General features: G+C 60.5%; 19 protein-coding genes and 1 pseudogene. 13 read left to right on the top strand and 7 right to left on the bottom strand.

The window, feature by feature from the left end:
• Window positions 1–2: 2 nt before the first annotated feature.
• The 6 genes from PspS34_RS25485 to PspS34_RS25460 form a co-directional block, all read right to left on the bottom strand.
• A complete protein-coding gene (locus PspS34_RS25485) occupies window positions 3–884 on the bottom strand; it encodes a symmetrical bis(5'-nucleosyl)-tetraphosphatase (protein WP_150813997.1) in 882 nt (293 codons plus the stop codon).
• Window positions 884–1264 (bottom strand): Co2+/Mg2+ efflux protein ApaG, encoded by a 381-nt coding sequence (gene apaG / locus PspS34_RS25480; RefSeq protein ID WP_154861040.1) that lies wholly within the window; start codon window positions 1262–1264, stop codon window positions 884–886. The genes PspS34_RS25485 and apaG overlap by 1 nt, the downstream gene beginning before the upstream one ends.
• 115 nt (window positions 1265–1379) lie before the next feature.
• Complete coding sequence (gene rsmA, locus PspS34_RS25475; protein ID WP_046039480.1) at window positions 1380–2189, bottom strand: 16S rRNA (adenine(1518)-N(6)/adenine(1519)-N(6))-dimethyltransferase RsmA; 810 nt, start codon at window positions 2187–2189, stop codon at window positions 1380–1382.
• Window positions 2186–3175: a 4-hydroxythreonine-4-phosphate dehydrogenase PdxA gene (gene pdxA, locus PspS34_RS25470; protein WP_150813995.1), complete on the bottom strand. Its 990-nt coding sequence runs from the start codon at window positions 3173–3175 to the stop codon at window positions 2186–2188. Before pdxA ends, rsmA begins: the two co-directional genes overlap by 4 nt.
• Window positions 3172–4488: a peptidylprolyl isomerase SurA gene (gene surA / locus PspS34_RS25465; RefSeq protein ID WP_146023712.1), complete on the bottom strand. Its 1317-nt coding sequence runs from the start codon at window positions 4486–4488 to the stop codon at window positions 3172–3174. The genes pdxA and surA overlap by 4 nt, the downstream gene beginning before the upstream one ends.
• Window positions 4469–7264 (bottom strand): LPS-assembly protein LptD, encoded by a 2796-nt coding sequence (locus tag PspS34_RS25460; RefSeq protein WP_154861041.1) that lies wholly within the window; start codon window positions 7262–7264, stop codon window positions 4469–4471. The genes surA and PspS34_RS25460 overlap by 20 nt, the downstream gene beginning before the upstream one ends.
• Window positions 7265–7394: 130 nt before the next feature.
• Between PspS34_RS25460 and PspS34_RS25455 the strand changes: the two genes are divergently transcribed.
• The 3 genes from PspS34_RS25455 to PspS34_RS25445 are packed head-to-tail and all read left to right on the top strand — an operon-like array spanning window position 7395 to window position 9851.
• Window positions 7395–8414 carry a phosphotransferase gene (locus PspS34_RS25455; protein ID WP_154861042.1) on the top strand — a complete coding sequence of 340 codons (1020 nt, stop codon included), beginning with the start codon at window positions 7395–7397 and terminating at the stop codon, window positions 8412–8414.
• The gene (murU, locus tag PspS34_RS25450; protein ID WP_154861043.1) at window positions 8411–9082 is read left to right on the top strand and encodes an N-acetylmuramate alpha-1-phosphate uridylyltransferase MurU; all 672 of its coding nucleotides are present in this window, start codon (window positions 8411–8413) and stop codon (window positions 9080–9082) included. The genes PspS34_RS25455 and murU overlap by 4 nt, the downstream gene beginning before the upstream one ends.
• A gap of 1 nt (window position 9083) precedes the next feature.
• The gene (locus PspS34_RS25445; protein ID WP_154861044.1) at window positions 9084–9851 is read left to right on the top strand and encodes a TerB family tellurite resistance protein; all 768 of its coding nucleotides are present in this window, start codon (window positions 9084–9086) and stop codon (window positions 9849–9851) included.
• Between the two features lie 129 nt (window positions 9852–9980).
• Here the strand turns inward: PspS34_RS25445 and PspS34_RS25440 are convergent, their stop codons facing one another.
• Window positions 9981–10970, bottom strand: coding sequence for an alpha/beta hydrolase family protein (locus PspS34_RS25440; RefSeq protein WP_154861045.1), 990 nt, complete (start codon window positions 10968–10970; stop codon window positions 9981–9983).
• 73 nt (window positions 10971–11043) lie between these two features.
• Between PspS34_RS25440 and PspS34_RS25435 the strand changes: the two genes are divergently transcribed.
• From PspS34_RS25435 to PspS34_RS25395, 10 genes and pseudogenes are all read left to right on the top strand, one after another.
• The gene (locus tag PspS34_RS25435; protein ID WP_154861046.1) at window positions 11044–13440 is read left to right on the top strand and encodes a sensor histidine kinase; all 2397 of its coding nucleotides are present in this window, start codon (window positions 11044–11046) and stop codon (window positions 13438–13440) included.
• An 87-nt stretch (window positions 13441–13527) separates the two neighbouring features.
• Window positions 13528–14181, top strand: a complete 654-nt coding sequence (locus tag PspS34_RS25430) for a response regulator transcription factor (RefSeq protein WP_007993216.1) — start codon at window positions 13528–13530, stop codon at window positions 14179–14181.
• Between the two features lie 343 nt (window positions 14182–14524).
• Complete coding sequence (locus PspS34_RS25425) at window positions 14525–15649, top strand: ABC transporter ATP-binding protein (RefSeq protein WP_150813987.1); 1125 nt, start codon at window positions 14525–14527, stop codon at window positions 15647–15649.
• Window positions 15650–15697: 48 nt separating this feature from the next.
• On the top strand, window positions 15698–16741 hold the full coding sequence (locus PspS34_RS25420) for an ABC transporter substrate-binding protein (protein ID WP_057713080.1): 1044 nt from the start codon (window positions 15698–15700) through the stop codon (window positions 16739–16741).
• A gap of 180 nt (window positions 16742–16921) precedes the next feature.
• Window positions 16922–18169 carry an ABC transporter permease gene (locus tag PspS34_RS25415; protein WP_154861047.1) on the top strand — a complete coding sequence of 416 codons (1248 nt, stop codon included), beginning with the start codon at window positions 16922–16924 and terminating at the stop codon, window positions 18167–18169.
• Window positions 18170–18181: 12 nt separating this feature from the next.
• Entirely contained in the window at window positions 18182–19006 is an 825-nt protein-coding gene (locus PspS34_RS25410; protein ID WP_007980200.1) for an ABC transporter permease, read from the top strand.
• Between the two features lie 47 nt (window positions 19007–19053).
• A pseudogene (locus tag PspS34_RS28745) lies at window positions 19054–19152 on the top strand (outer membrane lipoprotein carrier protein LolA); the annotation flags it as partial.
• A gap of 91 nt (window positions 19153–19243) precedes the next feature.
• Window positions 19244–20392: an iron-containing alcohol dehydrogenase gene (locus PspS34_RS25405; protein WP_057713081.1), complete on the top strand. Its 1149-nt coding sequence runs from the start codon at window positions 19244–19246 to the stop codon at window positions 20390–20392.
• Window positions 20393–20507: 115 nt separating this feature from the next.
• A complete protein-coding gene (gene rpe, locus PspS34_RS25400) occupies window positions 20508–21182 on the top strand; it encodes a ribulose-phosphate 3-epimerase (RefSeq protein ID WP_007980198.1) in 675 nt (224 codons plus the stop codon).
• The gene (locus PspS34_RS25395; protein ID WP_154861048.1) at window positions 21179–21997 is read left to right on the top strand and encodes a phosphoglycolate phosphatase; all 819 of its coding nucleotides are present in this window, start codon (window positions 21179–21181) and stop codon (window positions 21995–21997) included. The genes rpe and PspS34_RS25395 overlap by 4 nt, the downstream gene beginning before the upstream one ends.
• The last annotated feature ends 4 nt before the right edge of the window (window positions 21998–22001 follow it).

Raw genomic sequence — 22001 nt, 5'->3', positions numbered from 1 at the left:
GTCTAGCGCGGGGCGCTGGCTGGCGATGTTTGGGGAATGGATGAGGCGACTGGCGGTACGGCATGACCGTGTTCATCGCATTTGCAGGACAGGCGCTCAAAGCTGTCGACGTTCATCAGGGTCAGGGCGCCGCCCCAGACACAGCCTGTATCGAGCGCCGAAATACCCGGCTCTTCGACGTTGCCTTCCAGCGCTGCCCAGTGACCGAAAATGATTTTCAGATTCTTGGTCTTGCGTTCCTTGTGCTGGAACCAGGGTTTGTAGCCAGGTGGTGCGGTATCGAGGCCTTCCTTGCTCTTGAGGTCGAGTTTGCCTTCGGCGGTGCAGAAACGCATGCGGGTGAAATAGTTGGTGATCACCCGCAGGCGCGTCACGCCTTTGAGGTCGTTGTCCCATTTCGCCGGATCGTTGCCGTACATGCCATCGAGGTAGGGCGGCAACAGGTTGTCGTCACGCAAGGCAGCCTCGACTTCGGCGGCACACTTCAAGGCCTTGCGCAGCGACCACTGCGGTGGAATGCCGGCATGGACCAGTACAAGGTTGCGCTGTTCGTCGTAGTGCATGAGTTTTTGCTGGCGCAGCCATTCGAGCAGTTCAGCGCTATCGGGCGCTTCAATGATTTCGCGCAGGGTGTCGGCCTTCTTCAGGCGTTCGATATTGCGTCCGGCCGCCAGCAAGTGCAGGTCATGGTTGCCGAGCACGCACACCAGCGATTCGCGAATGCTGTAGAGGAAGCGCAAGGTTTCCAGCGACTGCGGGCCGCGGTTGACCAGGTCGCCCACCAGCCACAGACGATCGCGTTTCGGGTCGAACGCCACTTGTTTGAGCAGGCATTGCAGGGCCTGAAGACAGCCTTGCAGGTCACCGACAGCGTACGTTGCCATCAGTGCAGGGCTCCGGGCACCGCCAGGCGGAAGGGCGCGATGATGGCATCGAAATGTTTACCGTCGTCGGACAGCATCTGATAGGTGCCTTGCATGGTGCCGACCTTGGTGGTCATGACCGTGCCGCTACTGTAGGTGTGGCTCTTGCCGGGGGCGATCAACGGTTGCTGGCCGACTACGCCTGCACCGCGCACTTCTTCGACATGCCCGTCGCCATCGGTGATGACCCAGTGCCGTGAAAGCAGTTTGGCGGGCATCAGGCCATTGTTTTGCACGGTGATGGTGTAGGCGAAGGCAAAGCGGTCTTGCTCGGGTTGCGATTGTTCTGCCAGATAGCGGGTGACGACGCTGACGTCGACCTGATAGCGAGGATCGGACATGCAAAGGGCCTTAAAAACGAAGCGGGACGCGGGGCGTAGCTGTTGGGGTTCAGTCTAGGCCAAGTATCGGGTAGTAGACCAGAGTGGCGTCCTACCCGATAGCGCTCATCGCCTGTCAGTCAGCGGCAGGCTTTTGTTCGCTGAGCTTGTCGGCCAGGCGCACGAACGCGGCCAGGTCGAGTTGCTCGGGACGCAGGCTGCCATCGACGCCGGCTGCTTCGATTTCGGCATTGCTCAGCAGCAGCTTGAGAGTGTTGCGCAGGGTTTTGCGGCGCTGGTTGAAAGCTTCGCGCACGACGCGTTCCAGCAGGCGGTGATCCTTGGCCGGGTGTGGCAGTACCGCGTGGGGTACCAGGCGCACGATGGCCGAATCGACTTTCGGCGGCGGGTTGAACGCGCCCGGGCCGACATTGAACAGGTGCTCGACCCGGCAATGGTACTGAACCATGATCGACAAGCGACCCCAGTCGCCACCACCAGGGCCGGCAGCCAGGCGCTCGACCACTTCCTTTTGCAGCATGAAGTGCATGTCGCGAATCAGGTGCGAGTTGTGCAGCAGGTGAAAAATCAGCGGCGTGGAGATGTTGTACGGCAGGTTGCCGACCACGCGCAGGCTGCCAGGCGCGGCATTCAGGCTATTGAAGTCGAACTTCAGTGCATCGCCCTGATGCAGGTTGAAGTTGCTCTTGCCGGCAAACTGCTGGTTGAGGATCGGGATCAGGTCCTTGTCCAGCTCCACCACATCGAGTTGCGCGCCGCTGCTGAGCAGGCCTTGGGTCAGTGCGCCCTGGCCCGGGCCGATTTCCAGCAGGCGGTCTTCTGCCTTGGCATGAATGGAGCGCAGGATGCGGTCGATAACGCCGGCATCGTGCAGAAAGTTCTGGCCAAAGCGTTTGCGCGCCTTGTGTTGGTAATGCTCGGTCATAAACGGGTCTCGGCCATCTGGTAGGCGGTTTCCAGGGCGACTTGCAGGCTGCCGGTGTCGATCTTGCCGCTGCCGGCCAGGTCCAGGGCGGTGCCGTGGTCGACCGATGTGCGGATGATCGGCAAGCCGAGGGTCACGTTGACTGCCGCGCCGAAGCCTTTGTACTTCAGCACCGGCAGACCCTGGTCGTGGTACATCGCCAGCACCGCATCGCAGTGCTCCAGATATTTGGGGGTAAACAGAGTGTCGGCGGGCAGGGGGCCACGAAGGTCCATGCCCTCGCCGCGCAGGCGCTCTAATGTGGGTTCGATGATATCGATTTCTTCATGGCCCAGGTGTCCGCCTTCGCCGGCATGGGGGTTGAGCCCGCAAACCAGGATGCGTGGCCGGGCGATGCCGAACTTGTTTTGCAGGTCGGTGTGCAGGATTCGCGTGACACGCTCCAGACGCTCCGGCGTGATTGCATCGGCAATCTCGCGAAGGGGCAGGTGAGTGGTCACCAGGGCTACGCGTAAGCCGCGCGTGGCCAGCATCATCACCACTTGCGCGGTGTGGGTCAGGTCGGCGAGGAATTCCGTGTGCCCGGAAAAGGCGATGCCGGATTCGTTGATCACGCCTTTGTGCACCGGCGCGGTAATCATGCCGGCGAAATCTCCGCTCAGGCAGCCTTGGCCGGCGCGGGTCAGGGTTTCCAGTACGAAGGCAGCGTTGGCCTTGTCCAGTTGCCCGGCGACGACCTTGGCATTGAGCGGTGTATCCCAGACATACAGGCTGTTGGCTGGAGCCGGTGCGTCCGGCCAGCTGTCCGGTGTGACCGACAGCAAATCGACAGCCACGCCCAGTTGCGCGGCCCGCTCAATAAGCAGGTCGCGGCTGGTAATGGCAATCAGGGGGTGAGGCTGGGCTTGCGAGGCGAGCAGCAGGCACAGGTCGGGACCTATGCCGGCCGGTTCGCCGGGTGTCAGCGCGAAACGTTGGGGTTTCACTGCGCTGCCTGGTCGGCGCCAGGGAGTTTGATTTCCACGTACGCTTCGTCACGGATCTGACGCAGCCAGGTTTGCAGCTCTTCGTCGTATTTGCGGTTACGCAAAACGGTCATTGCTTGCTGCTCGCGAGCCTGTGTGGTGCTGTCGGTGGCGCGACGGCCAAGGACTTCCAGGACATGCCAGCCGTATTGAGTCTGGAACGGCTTGGACAGCTGACCTTGCGGGGTCCTGGCCATCACTTCGCGGAACTCGGGCACCAGTGCGTTCGGGTCGATCCAGTTCAGATCGCCGCCATTGAGGGCGGAACCCGGGTCTTCCGAGTAGCTTTTCGCCAGCTCGCCGAAGTCTTCGCCAGCCTCGATACGGCTGTAGAGCGAGTCAGCCAGGGCCTTGGTTTTTGCTTCGTCGCGGATCGGGCTCGGTTTGACCAGGATGTGGCGCACATGCACTTCATCGCGCATCTGGGTCTGGCCGCCACGCTTTTCGAGGATCTTCAGGATGATGAAGCCGCCCGGGGTGCGCATTGGCTGGGTGACATCGCCCACCGGCATGGTGCTCAGCAGGCGATCGAACGGCGGTGGCAATTGAGCGGCTTTACGCCAGCCCATGTCACCACCTTCCAGTGCAGTTTCGCTAGCGGACTTGGCGATCGCCAACTGACTGAAGTCAGCGCCTTGCTTGAGCTGCTGGTAAATCGCATCGGCCTGTTTGGCTGCGCTCTGAATCGCGTCGGAGTTGGCGCTTTCCGGCGTAGGAATCAGGATGTTGGCCAGGTGGAACTCTTCAGACAGCTGCATTTTGCCCAGGTCCGACGCCAGGAAGTTCTTCACTTCCTGCTCGGAGACCTGAATGCGTTCGGCAACCCGACGCTGGCGTACACGGCTGATGACCATTTCGCGGCGAATCTGCTCACGTGCGTCGTCGTAGGACAGGCCGTCGCGAGTCAGGGCGGCGCGGAACTGCTCGACCGACATGTTGTTGCGCTGGGCAATGGTGCCGACAGCCTGGTTCAATTCTTCATCGGTAATGCGGATGCCGGAACGCTCGCCGATCTGCAATTGCAGGTTTTCGACGATCAGGCGCTCAAGTACCTGCTGCTCCAGCACGCTGGCCGGCGGCACGGCAGAGCCACGCTTGGCAATGGTTTGCTGAACTTCATGAACCCGTTGGTCCAGTTGGCTCTGCATGACCACGTCGTTGTCGACGATGGCCACCACTTTATCGATGGACTGTACGGCGGCGCTCGCGGCCGTACTCAGGAACAGCGCGCCGAGCATCAGCGGGCGCAAACAATCAGAAAGCTTGGTCTTCACGTTCACGATAACCTTGAATGCCTTTGTCGAGGAAGCTCTCTGCCTTGGAGCCGGTGAGGCCGCCGAGTCCCTTCAGAACAATTTGGAGGAAGACGCCATGGTCGCCTTTTTCGTTTTGCGGTGCTTCCTGACTGAACTCGTCATAGGAGACCCAGTAACGGTTGATCAGGCGCAGTTTCCAGCAGCAACTGTCGTACTCGAAACCACCAAAGGCTTCCAGGGTACGGTTGCGGTTGTAGTCATACTGCCAACGGCTGATAGCGCTCCATTGCGGCACGATCGGCCAGATTACCGAGAAGTCGTGCTGTTCGATCTTGTAGTAATCCTTCACGTAGCCAGGAGTTTCAGGGGTGCCGTAGTCACCACCGAACTGCCATTGACCGGTGGTCTGGTTGTAGATCACCTGGTCGTTACGATAGCGATATCCGGCGTTGATAACCTTGTTCGGATTATCTTCAGGCTGGTAGTGGAACATCGCGCTGCCCGAGCGAGGGCTGCGGCTGTCCGGGTCCCAGTTGTAATCGGCCGTGGTGCGCCAGTCGCGGTTCCAGCGATATTCGTATTCCAGTGCGTACGGCGAAACGTTGGCTTGGGCATCGGCGCGGGTTTTTGCATCGATACCTGGCAACTGAACCTCGCGGTCCTTGAAGTACAGGGCCTGGCCTACGCTGATGCGTTGACGCTCAAAGCCGTCGTCTTCGATCCAGCGGTTAGTGACTCCCAGCGACAGTTTGTTCTCGTCGCCGACACGATCGGAGCCAGAGAAACGGTTGTCACGGAACAGCGATGCATAGCTGAAGGTGTATTCGGCAGTGTCGAACACTGGGATGTCTTTCTGGTCTTCTTCAGGTACATAAAGATAGAACAGGCGTGGTTCCAGGGTTTGGCGATAGTTTTTGCCGAACCATGAAGTGTTGCGGTCGAAATACAGTCCGCTGTCGATGCTTGCAATGGGTACAGCGCGGTTTTGCGAACTACTGAACGATTCGCCGAGTGACGATGAATTATTGCGGTTCGTTACGAGGTCTTGTTTGCCTTGGCTATCAAGGTCGAGATCGTACTGGGTGTACTGATATTTGAGCTTCGGCTTCAGGAAGCCGTAAGTCCAGTTGAGAGGCAAACTGACCGCAGGCGCGAGGTTCAGGCGATTACCGTTGGCGCGTGCAAGACCGGCAACGTTTTTATCAATACGTGGCGTTACATTACCGTCTTCGTCGGAGTAGTCGCCGGTCTGCAGATCCCGGTCAAACCGAACAAGTTCGGTTTCGTAGGAGAAGTCCAAACCTTCGGGATGATACGGCAGCGCGCCATTGAAGGTGATCTGTGGCAAGCGGTCGTACGGTGTAATGTTCGAAACGGTCGCCAGCTGAAAGGCCTGGGCATTTACGCGAGCGGTATAGCTGTCGCCGCGATAGGTGACAGAGCCCTGCTGGTTCACGTAGTCGCTGCTTTTGATGCCAATCTGGTCGGTCTGCAGATCCTGGAAGTAATACGGATCGCTGATCTTGGTGTAGTCGACTTGCGTGAGTACTCGCGAGTCGAGACCACCCTTGTGCTGCCAGTTGTACATGTAGCGGGTTTTTTCGGCGTCGCTCTGCTTGTCGCGCTCGTCGCTTTCGTCGTTGAGGTACGCCGCACCGAACTGGCCTTCGCTGGATTTGGTCAGGTAGCGGAATTCGCCTTCCATCAACAAGCCGTGCTTTTCCATGTAGCGCGGGTACAACGTGGCATCGTAGTTCGGCGCCAGGTTGAAGTAGTACGGGGTGACCAGCATGAAGCCGGTATCGCTGCCGGTGCCGATGGTCGGCGGCAGGAAGCCCGACTGGCGACGGTCGTCGATCGGGAAATAGATGTACGGCGTGTACAGGACCGGAATGTCCTTGACCCGCAGCGTCACGTTGGTTGCCGTACCGAAGCCGGTGGCCGGGTTCAGGGTGATGTTGTTGCCCTTGAGCTGCCAGGCGTTGCTGTTCGGTTCGCACGTGGTGTACGTACCATCCTTGAGGCGGATGATCGCGTTCTCGGCACGCTTGGCGTACAGCGCATTACCGCGGATGCGCGATTTGTGCATCACGTATTCGGCGTTGTCGACCTTGGCTTCACCGGTGTCGAGCTGCACGTCGGCGTGGTCGCCGACGATCAGGGCGCCGTTGTCGCGAATGCGCACGTTGCCGTTCAGCTCGCCACGGCTTTCGGCCTGGTACAGGTTGGCTTCGTCGGCTTCGACCTGCATGCTGCCCTGACGCATGACAACGTCGCCGGCCAGGGTCGCAACCTGCTCATCCTGCTTATAGCGGGAGGCCTTTGCGCCGATAAAGGTTGGGGCGTCACTTTTATTCGTCTTGTCATCCATGCCAGGACGAATCGGTTCGATATAGGAACCGGAGCAATAAGGACCGGTTTCGGCCAATTGTGCGGCGGTAAGCTGCTCGCGGGGAACCCAGTCGAGGTGACTGTAGTCTGCGCTACGTGACTTCAGGCCACGGCCTTCGGATTCGGTGACCAGCACCGGCTTGGCGCCGGTGTCTTCGCTGGAACCGCTCTCGGCCGGGGCTTCGCCGGTAGCGGAGACTGCGCTGCCGTCATGGACGGGACGCGGTGGCAATGCAGCCGCCGGCGGCTTTGGCGCACAGTCCCAGGAACCCGAAGCAGAGACTGAGCAGTCAAACTGTTCCGCGGCGACCACGTAGGAAGTGGCAAGGGGTTGCAGCGCCAGCAAACTGCCGGTAACCAACAACGGAAATTTTTTACGAAACGCGGGGGATTTCAATGCCATCTTATTAGTCCGGGCTTCCTGCGTGCCATCTGCCCGCGGTGTGGGCCGCACGCCTCTCGATGGTCTGAAAAAGATGCTGGATAATAAAGCATGACCCGCTTGACGGCTAGCGCCGTCGGAGACCCTTGCAATGCCTGATCAAGATGTACGCTTGCAACACCTGAAAGTTTGGCTCGATGAACAATTGGCGACCCTTTTTGCCGAGCAGGGCTGGGGCGTCGTACCCCCGGCCACGTTGACTGCGGCCAGTAGCGACGCGAGTTTTCGGCGGTATTTCCGCTGGGAAGGCGGTGACAAAAGTTTCATCGTGATGGACGCGCCGCCGCCCCAGGAAAACTGCAAACCCTTCGTGGATATCGCCTTTTTGCTGGCGAAATCCGGAATAAATGTGCCGAAAATTTATGCCGAAGACCTTGAGCGCGGTTTTCTTTTGCTCAATGACCTGGGCAACAAGACCTATCTGGACGTCATCGAAAGCGAAAACGCCGACGATTTGTTCAAGGATGCCCTGCAAGCGTTGCTGGCTTTCCAGCAGCTGCCGATGGTTGCGCCTCTGCCGAGCTATGACGTGGCCTTGCTTCGTCGCGAGCTGGAGCTGTTCCCCGAGTGGTACGTGAAGCGCGAGTTGGGCATCGAACTGGACGCGGCGCAGCAAGTGCTCTGGCAGCAGGTCAGCGAACTGTTGATCGACAGCGCCCTGGCACAGCCAAAAGTCCTGGTGCATCGCGACTACATGCCGCGCAACCTGATGCTCAGCGAGCCCAATCCCGGTGTGCTGGACTTCCAGGATGCGGTGTATGGCCCGGTGACCTACGACGTGACCTGCCTGTTCAAGGACGCATTCCTCAGCTGGCCCGATGAGCGCGTGCACGGCTGGCTCGAAAGCTACTGGCAGCAAGCGGCTGCCCTCGGGATTCCGGTTCAGCCCGACTTCGAGGACTTCCTGCGTGCCAGCGACTTGATGGGCGTGCAACGTCACCTGAAAGTCATCGGCATTTTCGCGCGCATCTGCCATCGCGACGGCAAACCGCGTTACCTGGGTGATGTGCCACGTTTCTTTGCGTACATAGACGCGGTGATCGCGCGCCGCCCTGAACTGGCCGAGCTAGATGTATTGCTGGCCAGTCTGCGTGCCGGAGTGAAAGCATGAAGGCAATGATTCTGGCCGCGGGCAAAGGCGAGCGCATGCGCCCGCTGACCCTGACCACGCCAAAACCGCTGGTTCGTGCAGGCGGCGTGCCGCTGATCGAGTATCACCTGCGAGCACTGGCCGCCGCCGGCTTCACCGACATTGTGATCAATCACGCCTGGCTCGGTCAGCAGATCGAAGACTATCTGGGCGATGGTTCGCGTTATGGCGTGAGCATTCAGTACTCGGCCGAAGGTGACCCCCTGGAAACCGGCGGCGGAATTTTCCGCGCGTTGCCATTGTTGGGGGATGAAGCGTTTGTCGTGGTCAACGGCGACATCTGGACCGATTACGACTTCAGCGTGCTGCATCAGCCCATCAACGGCCTGGCGCACCTGGTGCTGGTCAGCAACCCGCCCCATCATCCGGCCGGGGACTTTGGCCTGGTAGAAACGCGGGTGCTCGACGGTCAACCAGGGGCTGGCACCTTGACCTACAGCGGTATCGCCGTGTTGCATCCGCAGTTGTTCGACGGTTGCACCGAGGGGGCCTTCAAGCTCGCTCCGCTGTTGCGCAAGGCCATGGCTGACGGGCAGGTGACCGGCGAGCAGTTGAGGGGGCACTGGGTCGATGTCGGCACTCACGAGCGTCTGGCCGAAGTTGAAACATTAATAGAAGCGAGCCGCTGAGATGTTGTGGCCAGGGACTCTGATCGGAGCCGGAGCAGGCTTTGCCATAGCCAGCATTCCGGGGGCCATGCTCGGCGCGTTGTTGGGGCAGGCGCTGGACCGGCGCTTGCACCTGCAGAGTTGGGGGCATTTGCTGGAAAAGCTTGGTGGTCGTCCGGTGCTGCGCAACGATGAGTTGCTCTTCGTGCTACTGGGACGTCTGGCGAAGTGCGACGGGCGGGTGGTGGATGGCCACATCCAGCAGGCCCGGGCGGAAATGCGCTCGCTGGAAATGTCCGAGCCGGCCCAGCGTCGGGCGATTGCCGCGTTCAATCGTGGCAAATCGGGCAATGACCGCCTGCGCGGTTATCTGCGTCGCCTGAGTGCCCAGCCCCATGCGGCGGAAGGTGTGTTGCGCGCCTGCTGGCGAATGGTCTGGGCCGATGGTCGTGCCGGCAGCAGTGAACGTCAATTGATCGGCCAATGGGGCAAATGGCTGGGCTGGACGCCCCGTCAGGTGCAGGCGTTGGCCCACGACTATGAGCCGCAGAAACGGCCATTGGGCAACAGTGTGCCAAGTTATCAGGACGCGTTGAGGCTTTTGGGGGTGTCGGCCACCACTGAACCGGCGCAGATCAAGCGTGCATACCGGCGCCTGCTCAGTCGTCATCATCCGGACAAGATTGCCGGCAGTGGCGCGACGGCGATGCAGGTGCGTGAGGCCACCGAGCGAACGCGTGAACTGCATAACGCCTATACGCTGATTCGGGAGCGGCGGGATTTTCGCTAACCTTGCGTCACCAGTGATACCGCCATCGCGAGCAAGCTCGCTCCCACAGGTTTGTGTCGTCCGCAATTTTGTGATCGGCATAAAACCCGTGGGAGCGTGGCTTGCCCGCGATGAAGGCGCCTCGGTCTGTCAGCCCGCCGGGTTCTGCGGATTCAACCAACCCCGCACCCGACGGAACAGTTGCTCTTGTTCGGCCTTGGTATCCGGCAACGCCTTGAGCGCGACCTGGCTGAATGCCGACGTTTTCACCCGTTTGTTGGCCTGCAGACGGGCTAGCGCCGCATTGCGATCCAGCGGCTTGTCCATGTAGAAGATGTCGGCGGTCGGCAGTTTCAGATTCGGCGCCAGCTCATCCAGCTCGGGTTTCGCTTGAGCAGGTGTCTGCGCAGCGACCATGAGGAAACGCTCGATTTGCGAAGGCTGCTTCTCGCTTAAATAGCGCGCCGCCCAATAAGCGCCGGTGCCATGCCCCAACACCACGATACTGCGGGCGCTTTGCTGTTCGGCGAATGCAATCGCGGCGTCGATCCGGGCGAAGATGCGCTCGGCATCTGCCTTGGACTGTGCTTCGGTGGTTTCGGTGACGGCCTTGTCGGCCACATCGGCCTCGCCTCCGGCCACCTGTTCGATAGGGGCTGCGGTGGTCGAGTCTTTACTGCCGGTTTCGGCGGGCTTGGGAGCCGGCGCTGCTTCCACGGTTCGTGGCGCAATGGCGTCGCTTTGCAGGTCCGGCAAGGTGATACTCAGACTGCTCCACTCGGCATCCGGTAATTTGCGCCGCAAAGGGCCGATCGCTTGCGGCCAGTCAACGGTTTCACCGGCGCCCGGGATGATAATCACCGCGCCTTTAGGTTCGGCGGTATTGGCCGGTTTCCACAAGGCCAGAAAGGTGTCGGAGCCTGCTTGCAGTTGTTGCTGTTCCTGAGCCGGGATTTTTCGCTCAAGTGCAGTCGCTTCTTCCTGACTACGCTCAGGCAGCGGCTGACGTTCGAGTGATTTTTCTTCGGCGGTTTTTTCCTCCGCGGCGGGCGCCGGGTCGGCCGCCTTGACGGAAAAAGCGCAAGGCAGGATCAGCGACAGGCACAATGCTGGCAGTGCCAGGCGGTAGACAGAGGGCATCGGGTATTCCAGGCCAGAAGTTGTTCCGGCAGCCTAATGGGTTGGTCAGTATTTGTCAGTGTGTGAGAGTTCAATGATGCTTTTTCGCTGCCTGTGGGTTATCGGCTGTTTGTGGTTTCCCTTGATGGGCTGGGCGGCCGCCGCGCCCCCGGCGCCCGCTGCCCAACTGTCCCCGGAACAACGGCACTGGCTGGCGCAGCAGGGCGAGTTGCGGGTCGGCGTGGTGTTGCAGGCGCCCTATGCGCAATACGATCGCCGCTTGCAGCGCCTGTCCGGGGTGAACGTCGAGTTGATGAAGTGGCTCGCAAAAAACCTCAATGTCGAACTGAGCTGGCGCAATTTTCCCGATCTTGAGCAATTGGAAGCCGCGGCCCGCGAGGGCGAAATCGACATCGCTCCGGGGTTGACCCAGACCCCTGGCGGGCTGCGCCTCTGGCAGTTTTCCGACCCCTACATGCGGGTGCCGCAATTGGTGGTCAGCGATCAGAAAAGCGCTGGCGCGGTCGAGCTGGAAAAACTCGACAGCCAGACCCGCGTCGCCGTGCGCATGCCCAGTGCCATCGCCGATTACCTGCGCAGCAACTACCCGCACCTGAATCTGCAAGGCGTACCGATGGAGCGCCAGGCATTGCAATTATTGGCGGGCCAGCAGGCGGCTTATGCGGTGGTCGATGAGGCGCAGCTGGGACGCTTGTCGGTCGAACCGGAGTTCGCCGGATTGGTCGTGGTGGGGGATGTCGGTCTGCCGCAGTTGCTGCGAGTGGCCACGCGCCGTGACAAACCGGAACTGGCGGGCATTGTCGAAAGTGCATTGCGGGCGATCCCGGCCAAGGATCTGGAGCAACTGCACAATCAATGGCTGCAGCCCAAGTATCCGCGGCTCACTGAGTCGCCGGGGTTTTGGCAGAACCTCTGCCTGCTGCTGGCCGTGCTGGCGATGAGTTGCATGGTCATCGTGGTCTGGCAGCGTCGCCAGCAGCACAACCTGGAGCAGCGCCTGTTGGCCGCGCAGGAAGACATCGCCTTGCGCGCCGCCAGCGAAGAGGCCTTGCGGCTCACCCAGTTTTCCATCGACCAGAGCACCGTCGGCATCCTCTGGGTCAACTGGGACAGCCATGTGCGCTACGCCAACCGCGCGGCGGAAAGCATGCTGGGCTATCCGGCCGGAGGGATCATCGATCGGCCCCTGATCGATTTCGAGCCTGGCCTGCACATGGACCGTTGGCTGAACCTGTGGAAGCGCGCCCGGGCCAGTGAGGAGGGCCCGCAAAGTTTCGAATCCAATTGCGTGCGGGCTGATGGCAGCATCCTGCCGGCCGATGTCTCGTTGAGTTTCCTGCGCTTTCGCGATGGCGAATACCTGGTGGTTTACCTCAACGATGTCACCGAGCGGCGCCGCGCCCTGGCGGCCTTGCAGGAAAGCGAGGCGCGGCTGCAAGGCATCGCCGCCAACGTTCCGGGACTGGTTTTCCGGCTGGAGCGGGCGCCAGTAACCGGTCAGATCGACTTTGCCTACATCAGCGAAGGCAGCGAAAGCCTGGTGGGTTACTCGCCGGCCACGCTGGCGCATCGCGATAAAGGCCTGCGCAGCCTCGTGCATCCGGATGACAAGGTCAGCTATCACCAGACCCAGGATCATGCGTTGGATACCGACAGCGACTGGTCGTGGCAGGGGCGAATCCTCACGCGTCAGGGCGAGCAGCGTTGGGCGGAAATCAAGGCCATCACCCGCCGGCTGGAGGACGGCGCCTATGTTTGGGACGGGATCGTCTGGGACATCAGCGAGAGCAAGCGCATCGAAATTGAACTGGCCAGCTCCCGGGAACAACTGCGTGAGTTGTCCGCGCACCTGGAAAGCGTGCGCGAAGAAGAAAAAGCGCGCATTGCCCGGGAAGTTCACGACGAATTGGGGCAGATGCTCACCGTGTTGAAGCTGGAAACGTCCATGTGCGAACTGGCGTACGCCCAGCTCGACCCTGGCCTTAACGAGCGCTTGAACAGCATGAAGCGCCTGATCGCTCAGTTGTTTCAGCTGGTCCGTGATGTGGCCACGGCATTGCGACCGCCGATTCTCGACGCAGGTATCGCCTCGGCCATTGAATGGCAGGCCCGCCGGTTCGAGGCGCGCACGCAGATTCCGTGTCTGGTGCAGGTGCCGGACAATTTGCCAGTGCTCAGCGATGCGAAGGCAATCGGCCTGTTTCGAATCCTTCAGGAGGCGCTGACCAATGTCATGCGGCACGCCCAGGCGCATACTGTTGAACTGACACTGACCCTTGAAGGCGACGAATTGTGTCTGACGGTCAGCGATGATGGCGTAGGATTTGTCGCCGCGCCTGGCAGGCCAACGTCCTTTGGGATCGTCGGCATGCGTGAGCGGGTGTTGATCCTGGGCGGCGAGTTGTCGCTGGAGAGTGAGCCGGGTGAGGGTACGACGTTAGAAGTGCGAGTGCCTCTGGACGAAGCCTGAAGAATTTGTGGTGTCTGTGCTGACGCCTTCGCGAGCAAGCTCGCTCCCACAGGGGAACGTATTCCAAATGTGGGAGCCTGCTCGCGAATGATCTTGAACCTGGAGAAGAACGTGATCCGTGTACTGGTAGCCGAAGACCACACCATTGTCCGCGAAGGCATCAAGCAGTTGATCGGCCTGGCCAAGGACTTGCTGGTGGTGGGGGAGGCGAGCAATGGCGAGCAGTTGCTCGACACCTTGCGTCATGTGCCCTGCGAAGTGGTGTTGCTGGACATCTCCATGCCGGGCGTCAACGGCCTGGAAGCGATTCCGCGGATTCGCGCCCTGAACAATCCGCCGGCGATCTTGGTGCTGTCGATGCACGATGAAGCGCAAATGGCCGCCCGGGCGCTGAAGGTCGGGGCTGCCGGTTATGCAACCAAGGACAGCGACCCGGCACTGTTGCTGACGGCCATTCGCAAAGTGGCGTCAGGCGGGCGTTACATCGACCCGGAACTGGCCGACCGCATGGTTTTCGAGGTCGGTCTTACCGACTCGCGTCCATTGCACTCGTTGCTCTCCGAGCGCGAGTTTTCCGTGTTCGAACGCCTGGCCCAGGGCGCCAACGTGAACGACATCGCCCAGCAACTGGCGCTGAGCAGCAAGACCATCAGCACCCACAAGGCGCGGCTGATGCAGAAGCTCAACATCACCTCGCTGGCGGAACTGGTGAAGTACGCGATGGAACACAAGCTCCTCTAAAGCACACCGAAATTCAATGTGGGAGCGGGCTTGCTCGCGAAAGCGGTGTGTCAGTCGACATATCTGGTCCTGATACACCGCTTTCGCGAGCAAGCCCGCTCCCACAGATTCGGTGGTGGCATATCCATTTACGACAGATCCAGATACCGCATGGGCTTGTTCTTGTGGCTTATAGCTGAGCCCTTGCCACTGCGTTTGCCAAAACGCGCCATCCTTGTAGGGCAATCCCTACCCCCAACCTTCCATCCGGCTGAGGCGAATCTCTCTTGCGCCCCGATTTGCACGGTCCCCAGCGTCCACTAGGCTTAACCCCACAGCAGTCATCAATAACAAAGGTGTGGGTATGAGCCAGGTCGATTCAAGCGCAGGGGTCAATGATGTTCTGGTCAGCTTTCGTGGAGTGCAGAAGAGCTACGACGGCGAGAACCTGATCGTCAAGGACCTCAACCTGGACATTCGCAAGGGCGAATTCCTCACATTGCTCGGGCCGTCCGGCTCCGGCAAAACCACCAGTCTGATGATGCTCGCCGGCTTTGAAACGCCGACCGCGGGCGAAATCCTGTTGGCCGGGCGCGCCATCAACAACGTGCCGCCGCACAAGCGTGACATCGGCATGGTGTTTCAGAACTACGCGCTGTTCCCGCACATGACGGTGGCCGAGAACCTGGCGTTCCCACTGACCGTGCGTGGCATGAACAAGAGCGACGTCAGTGCACGGGTCAAGCGCGTGCTGAGCATGGTCCAGCTCGATGCCTTCGCCCAGCGCTACCCGGCGCAGCTCTCCGGTGGTCAGCAACAGCGTGTGGCATTGGCCCGCGCGCTGGTGTTCGAGCCGCAACTGGTGCTGATGGACGAACCCCTCGGCGCACTCGACAAGCAGCTGCGTGAACACATGCAGATGGAGATCAAGCACCTGCACCAGCGCCTGGGCGTGACTGTGGTCTACGTGACCCACGATCAGGGCGAAGCCTTGACTATGTCCGACCGCGTGGCGGTGTTCCATCAGGGCGAAATCCAGCAGATCGCTCCGCCGCGCACCCTCTACGAAGAGCCGAAAAACACCTTCGTCGCCAACTTCATCGGCGAGAACAACCGCCTCAATGGCCGCCTGCACAGCCAAACCGGCGACCGTTGCATTGTGGAACTCGGGCGCGGTGAGAAAGTGGAAGCCTTGGCGGTCAACGTTGGCCAGACCGGCGAGCCGGTGACCCTGTCCATTCGTCCGGAGCGAGTGAGCCTCAACGGCTCCAGCGACCAATGCGTCAACCGCTTCTCCGGGCGAGTCGAGGAATTCATCTATCTGGGCGACCACGTCCGGGTTCGCATGGAAGTCTGCGGCAAGACCGACTTCTTCGTGAAACAGCCAATTGCCGAGCTTGATCCCTCGCTCGCCGTCGGCGATGTGGTACCGCTTGGCTGGCAGGTCGAGCACGTTCGCGCGCTCGATCCACTTTTAGAGGCGCATTGATCGCCCCGGCAACACCAACACCAACCCTGCACGTGGAGAGAACAATAAATGTTGAGATCCCTGAAATTCACCGCTTTGGCACTGGGCATGATGGGCGCGGCACACGCAATGGCCGCCGGCCCGGATCTGACCGTGGTGTCCTTTGGCGGTGCTAACAAGGCGGCTCAGGTCAAAGCCTTCTACGCACCTTGGGAAGCGGCAGGCAACGGCAAGATCGTGGCCGGCGAGTACAACGGCGAAATGGCCAAGGTCAAGGCCATGGTCGACACCAAGAGCGTGTCCTGGGATCTGGTAGAGGTTGAATCGCCGGAACTGTCCCGTGGTTGCGACGAAGACATGTTCGAGCAACTGGACCCGGCGCTGTTCGGCAAGACCGAAGACTACGTCAAGGGCGCCATCCAGCCTTGCGGTGTGGGTTTCTTCGTGTGGTCGACCGTGCTGGCCTACAACGCCGACAAACTGAAATCCGCACCGACCAGCTGGGTGGACTTCTGGGACACCAAGCAGTTCCCGGGCAAGCGTGGCCTGCGTAAGGGCGCCAAGTACACCCTGGAATTCGCACTGATGGCCGACGGCGTTGCGCCGAAAGACGTCTACAAAGTGCTGGCTGGCAAGGACGGTCAGGACCGCGCGTTCAAGAAGCTCGATGAGCTCAAGCCGAACATCCAGTGGTGGGAAGCTGGCGCACAACCGCCGCAATACCTCGCTTCCGGTGACGTGGTCATGAGTTCGGCCTACAACGGTCGTATCGCTGCCGTGCAGAAAGAAAGCAACCTGAAAGTCGTGTGGAACGGCGGCATCTACGACTTTGACGCATGGGCCATTCCAAAAGGTCTGGATGCCAAGCGCGCCGAAGCGGCGAAGAAATTCATCGCCTTCTCGGTACAGCCACAGCAGCAGAAGACCTACTCGGAAAACATCGCCTACGGCCCGGCCAACACCCAAGCCGTGCCGCTGCTGGCCAAGGATGTTCTGAAAGACATGCCGACCACCCCGGAAAACATTGCCAACCAGGTGCAGATCGACGTCAGCTTCTGGGCTGACAACGGCGAGCAACTGGAGCAGCGCTTCAATTCCTGGGCTGCGAAATAAGCAGAACCTTGTAATGGTGGGCTTGCCCCACCTGTGGGAGCGGGCTTGCTCGCGAAGACGTCAGCACATTCAGCATCATTGTTGACTGACACTCCGCCTTCGCGAATAAGCCCGCTCCCACAATAACGATCGAGGTGGCATTCCCATCTCTGTAACGATCAAAGATTCCCGGAGTACGTCATGGCTATCGCCGTTCCCCTGAACGAGGGCACCAGCCCCACCTTGAAGCAGCGGCTCAAGCACGCCGAGCGGGTCAACCGCTGGAAGGCCCAGGCGTTGATCGCGCCGCTGGTGCTGTTTTTGTTGCTGGTGTTCCTGGTGCCGATCGTGGCGCTGCTCTACAAAAGCGTTGGCAACCCGGAAGTGGTCGGCGGCATGCCGCGCACCGTGACTGCCATCGCCAGTTGGGACGGCCGTGGCCTGCCCGCTGAACCGGTTTACAAAGCTGCGGCCGAAGACCTTGCCGAGGCTCGCAAGAATCAGACCCTGGGCGATCTGTCCAAGCGCCTGAACATGGAACTGGCCGGCTATCGCAGCCTGCTGACCAAAACGGCCCGCGCTTTGCCGCTTGCCACTGAACCGGCTTCCTATAAAGAAGCGCTGGAAGGCCTCGATGAGCGTTGGGGCGACCCGGCCTACTGGCAAGCGGTGCGCCGCAACACCAGCAGCATCACCTCGTATTACCTGCTGGCGGCTGTCGATCACCGCATCGACGACCTCGGCGAAATCGCCCCGGCCACCCCGGATCAGGCAATCTACCTCGACATCTTCGCCCGCACCTTCTGGATGGGCCTGATCATCACCGTGATCTGCCTGGTGCTGGCGTATCCTCTGGCTTACCTGCTGGCGAACCTGCCGTCGCGCCAGAGCAACCTGCTGATGATTCTGGTGCTGTTGCCGTTCTGGACTTCGATCCTGGTACGAGTCGCGGCGTGGATCGTGTTGCTGCAATCGGGTGGCCTGATCAACAGCGGCCTGATGGCCATGGGCATCATCGACAAGCCGATCGAGTTGGTGTTCAACCGCGTCGGTGTCTACATCTCCATGGTGCACATCCTGCTGCCGTTCATGATTCTGCCGATCTACAGCGTGATGAAAGGCATCTCGCCAACCTACATGCGCGCCGCGATTTCCCTCGGCTGCCATCCGTTCGCCAGCTTCTGGCGGGTGTACTTCCCGCAGACCTATGCCGGTGTCGGCGCCGGTTGCCTGTTGGTGTTCATCCTCGCCATCGGCTACTACATCACCCCGGCATTGCTGGGCAGCCCGAACGACCAAATGGTCAGCTACTTTGTCGCCTTCTACACCAACACCAGCATCAACTGGGGCATGGCGACCGCACTTGGTGGGCTGCTGTTGCTCGCGACGGTCGTGCTTTATCTGATTTACAGCTGGCTGGTAGGCGCAAGCCGCCTGCGCCTGAGCTAAGGGGAGAACGAAATGCTGAGTCCTTATATGTCGCCCATCGAACGGGTGTGGTTCTACAGCTTGCGGATTCTCTGCGGCTTGATTCTGTTGTTCCTGATCCTGCCGGTGCTGGTGATCATTCCGCTGTCGTTCAACTCCGGCAGTTTCCTGGTGTACCCGCTGCAAGGCTTCTCATTGCAGTGGTATCACGATTTCTTCGCTTCGGCGGAATGGATGCGCGCCCTGAAGAACAGCATCATCGTCGCCCCGGCGGCTACGGTGCTGGCCATGGTCTTCGGTACGCTGGCGGCCATCGGCCTGACCCGTGGCGACTTTCCCGGCAAGGCGCTGGTGATGGCGCTGGTGATTTCACCGATGGTGGTGCCGGTGGTGATCATCGGTGTGGCCAGTTATCTGTTCTTTGCTCCGTTGGGATTGGGTAACAGCTTCTTCTCGCTGATCGTGGTGCATGCGGTGTTGGGTGTGCCGTTCGTGATCATTACCGTGTCGGCGACCTTGCAGGGGTTCAACCACAACCTGGTACGGGCCGCTGCGAGCCTGGGCGCTTCGCCGCTGACCACGTTCCGCCGGGTGACCTTGCCACTGATTGCGCCGGGCGTGATCTCCGGGGCGCTGTTTGCCTTTGCGACTTCGTTCGATGAAGTGGTGGTGACGCTGTTCCTCGCCGGCCCAGAGCAAGCGACCCTGCCACGGCAGATGTTCAGCGGCATCCGCGAAAACCTCAGCCCGACCATCGCCGCGGCCGCGACGCTGTTGATTGCCTTCTCGGTGATCCTGTTGCTGACCCTGGAATGGCTGCGTGGGCGTAGCGAGAAACTGCGTACTGCGCAGGTCTAAGACCACACACCGATCCACTGCAACTTGTAGGAGCGAGCTTGCTCGCGATGGTCGCCAACGATAACGCGGGCCTTCTGAATGCCCGCGTTGCTCTCAGGTTCATCGCGAGCAAGCTCGCTCCTACAGTGTTATTTGGTGTTCCCGGAAACCTTGGTCATTCATGACCTGAATACCAGCCAACTCCAAATCCCCAGCTACTATTGTGCCCAGCTCCCCTATCTATAAGAGGCTGCGCACATGAGTCTTTCCTCTTTCAAAATCGCTCACAAACTGATCACCGGCGCAGGTGCCATCGAGCAGCTGGCCGCTGAGCTGACACGCCTGGACATCGACAACCCACTGATCGTCACCGACGTCGCCCTGGTCAAGTCCGGCACGGTAGAACTGGCACTGGCGCAGTTGGGTGGCCGCTCCTACGAAATCTTCGACCGTGTGCTGCCGGACCCGGAAATCGCCATCGTCGAAGATTGCATGCAGGTTTACCGCGACGGAGGGCATGATGGACTGATCGGCCTGGGCGGCGGGAGTGCCATCGACATTGCCAAGAGCGTGGCAGCCTACGCCGGGTACCACGGTGCGCTGGAGGATCTGTTCGGTATCGATCAGGTCCCGCGCAAAGGCCCGCCGCTGATTGCCATCCCGACCACAGCCGGCACCGGCTCGGAAGTGACCAACGTCGCTATCCTTTCCGACAAGGTCGCGCAACTGAAGAAAGGCATTGTCAGCGACTACCTGTTGCCGGACGTGGCGCTTGTCAGCCCGCAAATGACCCTGACCTGTCCACGCAGCGTCACGGCAGCCAGCGGTGTCGATGCACTGGTGCACGCTATCGAGTCTTATCTGTCGGTCAACGCCTCGCCGATTACCGATTCCCTGGCTATCGGCGCCATCAAGCTGATCGCCAAGGCTTTGCCCAAGGCCTACGCCAATCCGTCGAACCTGCAAGCCCGGGAAGACATGGCCACTGCCAGCCTGATGGCCGGCATGGCGTTCGGCAACGCCGGCGTTGGCGCGGTGCATGCGCTGGCGTATCCGCTGGGCGGGCGCTTCAACATTGCCCATGGGGTCAGCAATGCCTTGCTACTACCCTATGTCATGACCTGGAACAAGATGGCCTGCATCGAACGCATGCAGGATATCGCCGAGGCCATGGGCGTGAAGACCGCTCATTTGAGTCTCAACGAAGCGGCCGACAAAGCCGTGCAAGCCATGACCGAACTGTGTGCCGCCGTGGAAATTCCCCAGGGCCTGCGCAGTTTCGGTGTGCCCGAGGACGCCATTCCGTCCATGGCCGTGGAAGCAGCGGGGATCGAGCGCTTGATGCGCAACAATCCGCGCAAATTGAGTGCCGTCGATATCGAAAAGATCTATCGCGCGGCGTACTAGAGCCATTGCCGTTGATGGATGATGGCAAGGTCCAATCATCGCGCTCACGGTGCGCGCGTCAAAGCATGAGGTATACAATGCGCGCCATCGTGATTCTGCTCAGTAAAGGTGCGTCATGCAGCCCTTCGTAATTGCTCCGTCGATTCTCTCCGCCGACTTCGCCCGCCTGGGTGAAGAAGTGGACAACGTCCTGGCCGCCGGCGCCGATTTCGTGCACTTCGATGTCATGGACAATCACTACGTACCGAACCTGACCATCGGCCCGATGGTTTGCTCGGCACTGCGCAAGTACGGTGTGACCGCGCCGATCGACGCGCACCTGATGGTCAGCCCGGTGGACCGCATCGTGGGTGACTTCATCGAAGCCGGCGCGACTTACATCACCTTCCACCCGGAAGCTACCCAACACGTCGACCGTTCCCTGCAACTGATCCGCGAAGGCGGCTGCAAGTCGGGCCTGGTGTTCAACCCGGCAACCCCGCTGGACGTGCTCAAGTACGTGATGGACAAGGTCGACATGATCCTGCTGATGAGCGTCAACCCGGGCTTCGGCGGGCAGAAGTTCATCCCTGGCACCCTCGACAAATTGCGCGAAGCGCGGGCGCTGATCGATGCTTCGGGCCGTGACATTCGCCTGGAAATCGACGGTGGCGTGAACGTGAACAACATTCGCGAAATCGCTGCGGCTGGCGCTGACACCTTCGTCGCCGGCTCGGCCATCTTCAATGCGCCGAACTATCAGGAAGTCATCGACAAGATGCGTTCCGAACTGGCGCTGGCTCGCCCATGAGTGGTTTTGAGCAGCTGTTTCCGGGGCAACTGCCGCGGCTGGTGATGTTCGATCTGGACGGTACGTTGATCGACTCGGTCCCGGACCTGGCAGTGGCTGTGGACAAGATGCTGCTCAATCTCGGTCGCCAATCCGCCGGTCTGGAAGCGGTGCGCGAATGGGTCGGCAATGGCGCGCCGGTGCTGGTGCGTCGGGCGCTGGCTGGCGGTCTTGATCATGCTGCGGTCGATAACGACGAGGCCGAACGGGCGCTGGAGTATTTCATGCAGGCTTATGGCGAGAGTCATGAGTTGACCGTGGTTTACCCCGGCGTTCGCGACACCCTCAAATGGCTGCAGAAGCAGGGCGTCGAAATGGCGCTGATCACCAACAAGCCGGAGCGCTTCGTCGCGCCGCTGCTGGATCAGATGAAAATCGGCCGTTATTTCCGCTGGATCATCGGCGGTGACACCCTGCCACAGAAAAAACCCGATCCGGCCGCGCTGTTCTTCGTGATGAAAATGGCCAATATTCCGGCTTCGCAATCGTTGTTCGTCGGCGATTCGCGTAGCGACGTGCTGGCAGCGAAGGCGGCGGGAGTCAAGTGCGTAGCCCTGAGCTACGGCTATAACCACGGCCGACCGATCGCGGAAGAATCGCCGGCGCTGGTGATCGACGACCTGCGCAAACTAATTCCCGGTTGCCTGGATCCGGCCGCTGAGATAACGTTGGCCGACGCTGTCAAACCCCCTTCTGGAAACGCCATCGTGGTGGTCACTCGCAAACTCTGGATGAAAGTCATCAAGGCCCTGGCCCGCTGGCGTTGGCGCGCCTGACTTG

The sequence above is a fragment of the Pseudomonas sp. S34 genome (assembly GCF_009866745.1).
In the GTDB taxonomy this organism is placed as follows: Bacteria; Pseudomonadota; Gammaproteobacteria; order Pseudomonadales; family Pseudomonadaceae; genus Aquipseudomonas; species Aquipseudomonas jessenii.
This window is presented reverse-complemented; position numbering and strand designations above follow the sequence as displayed.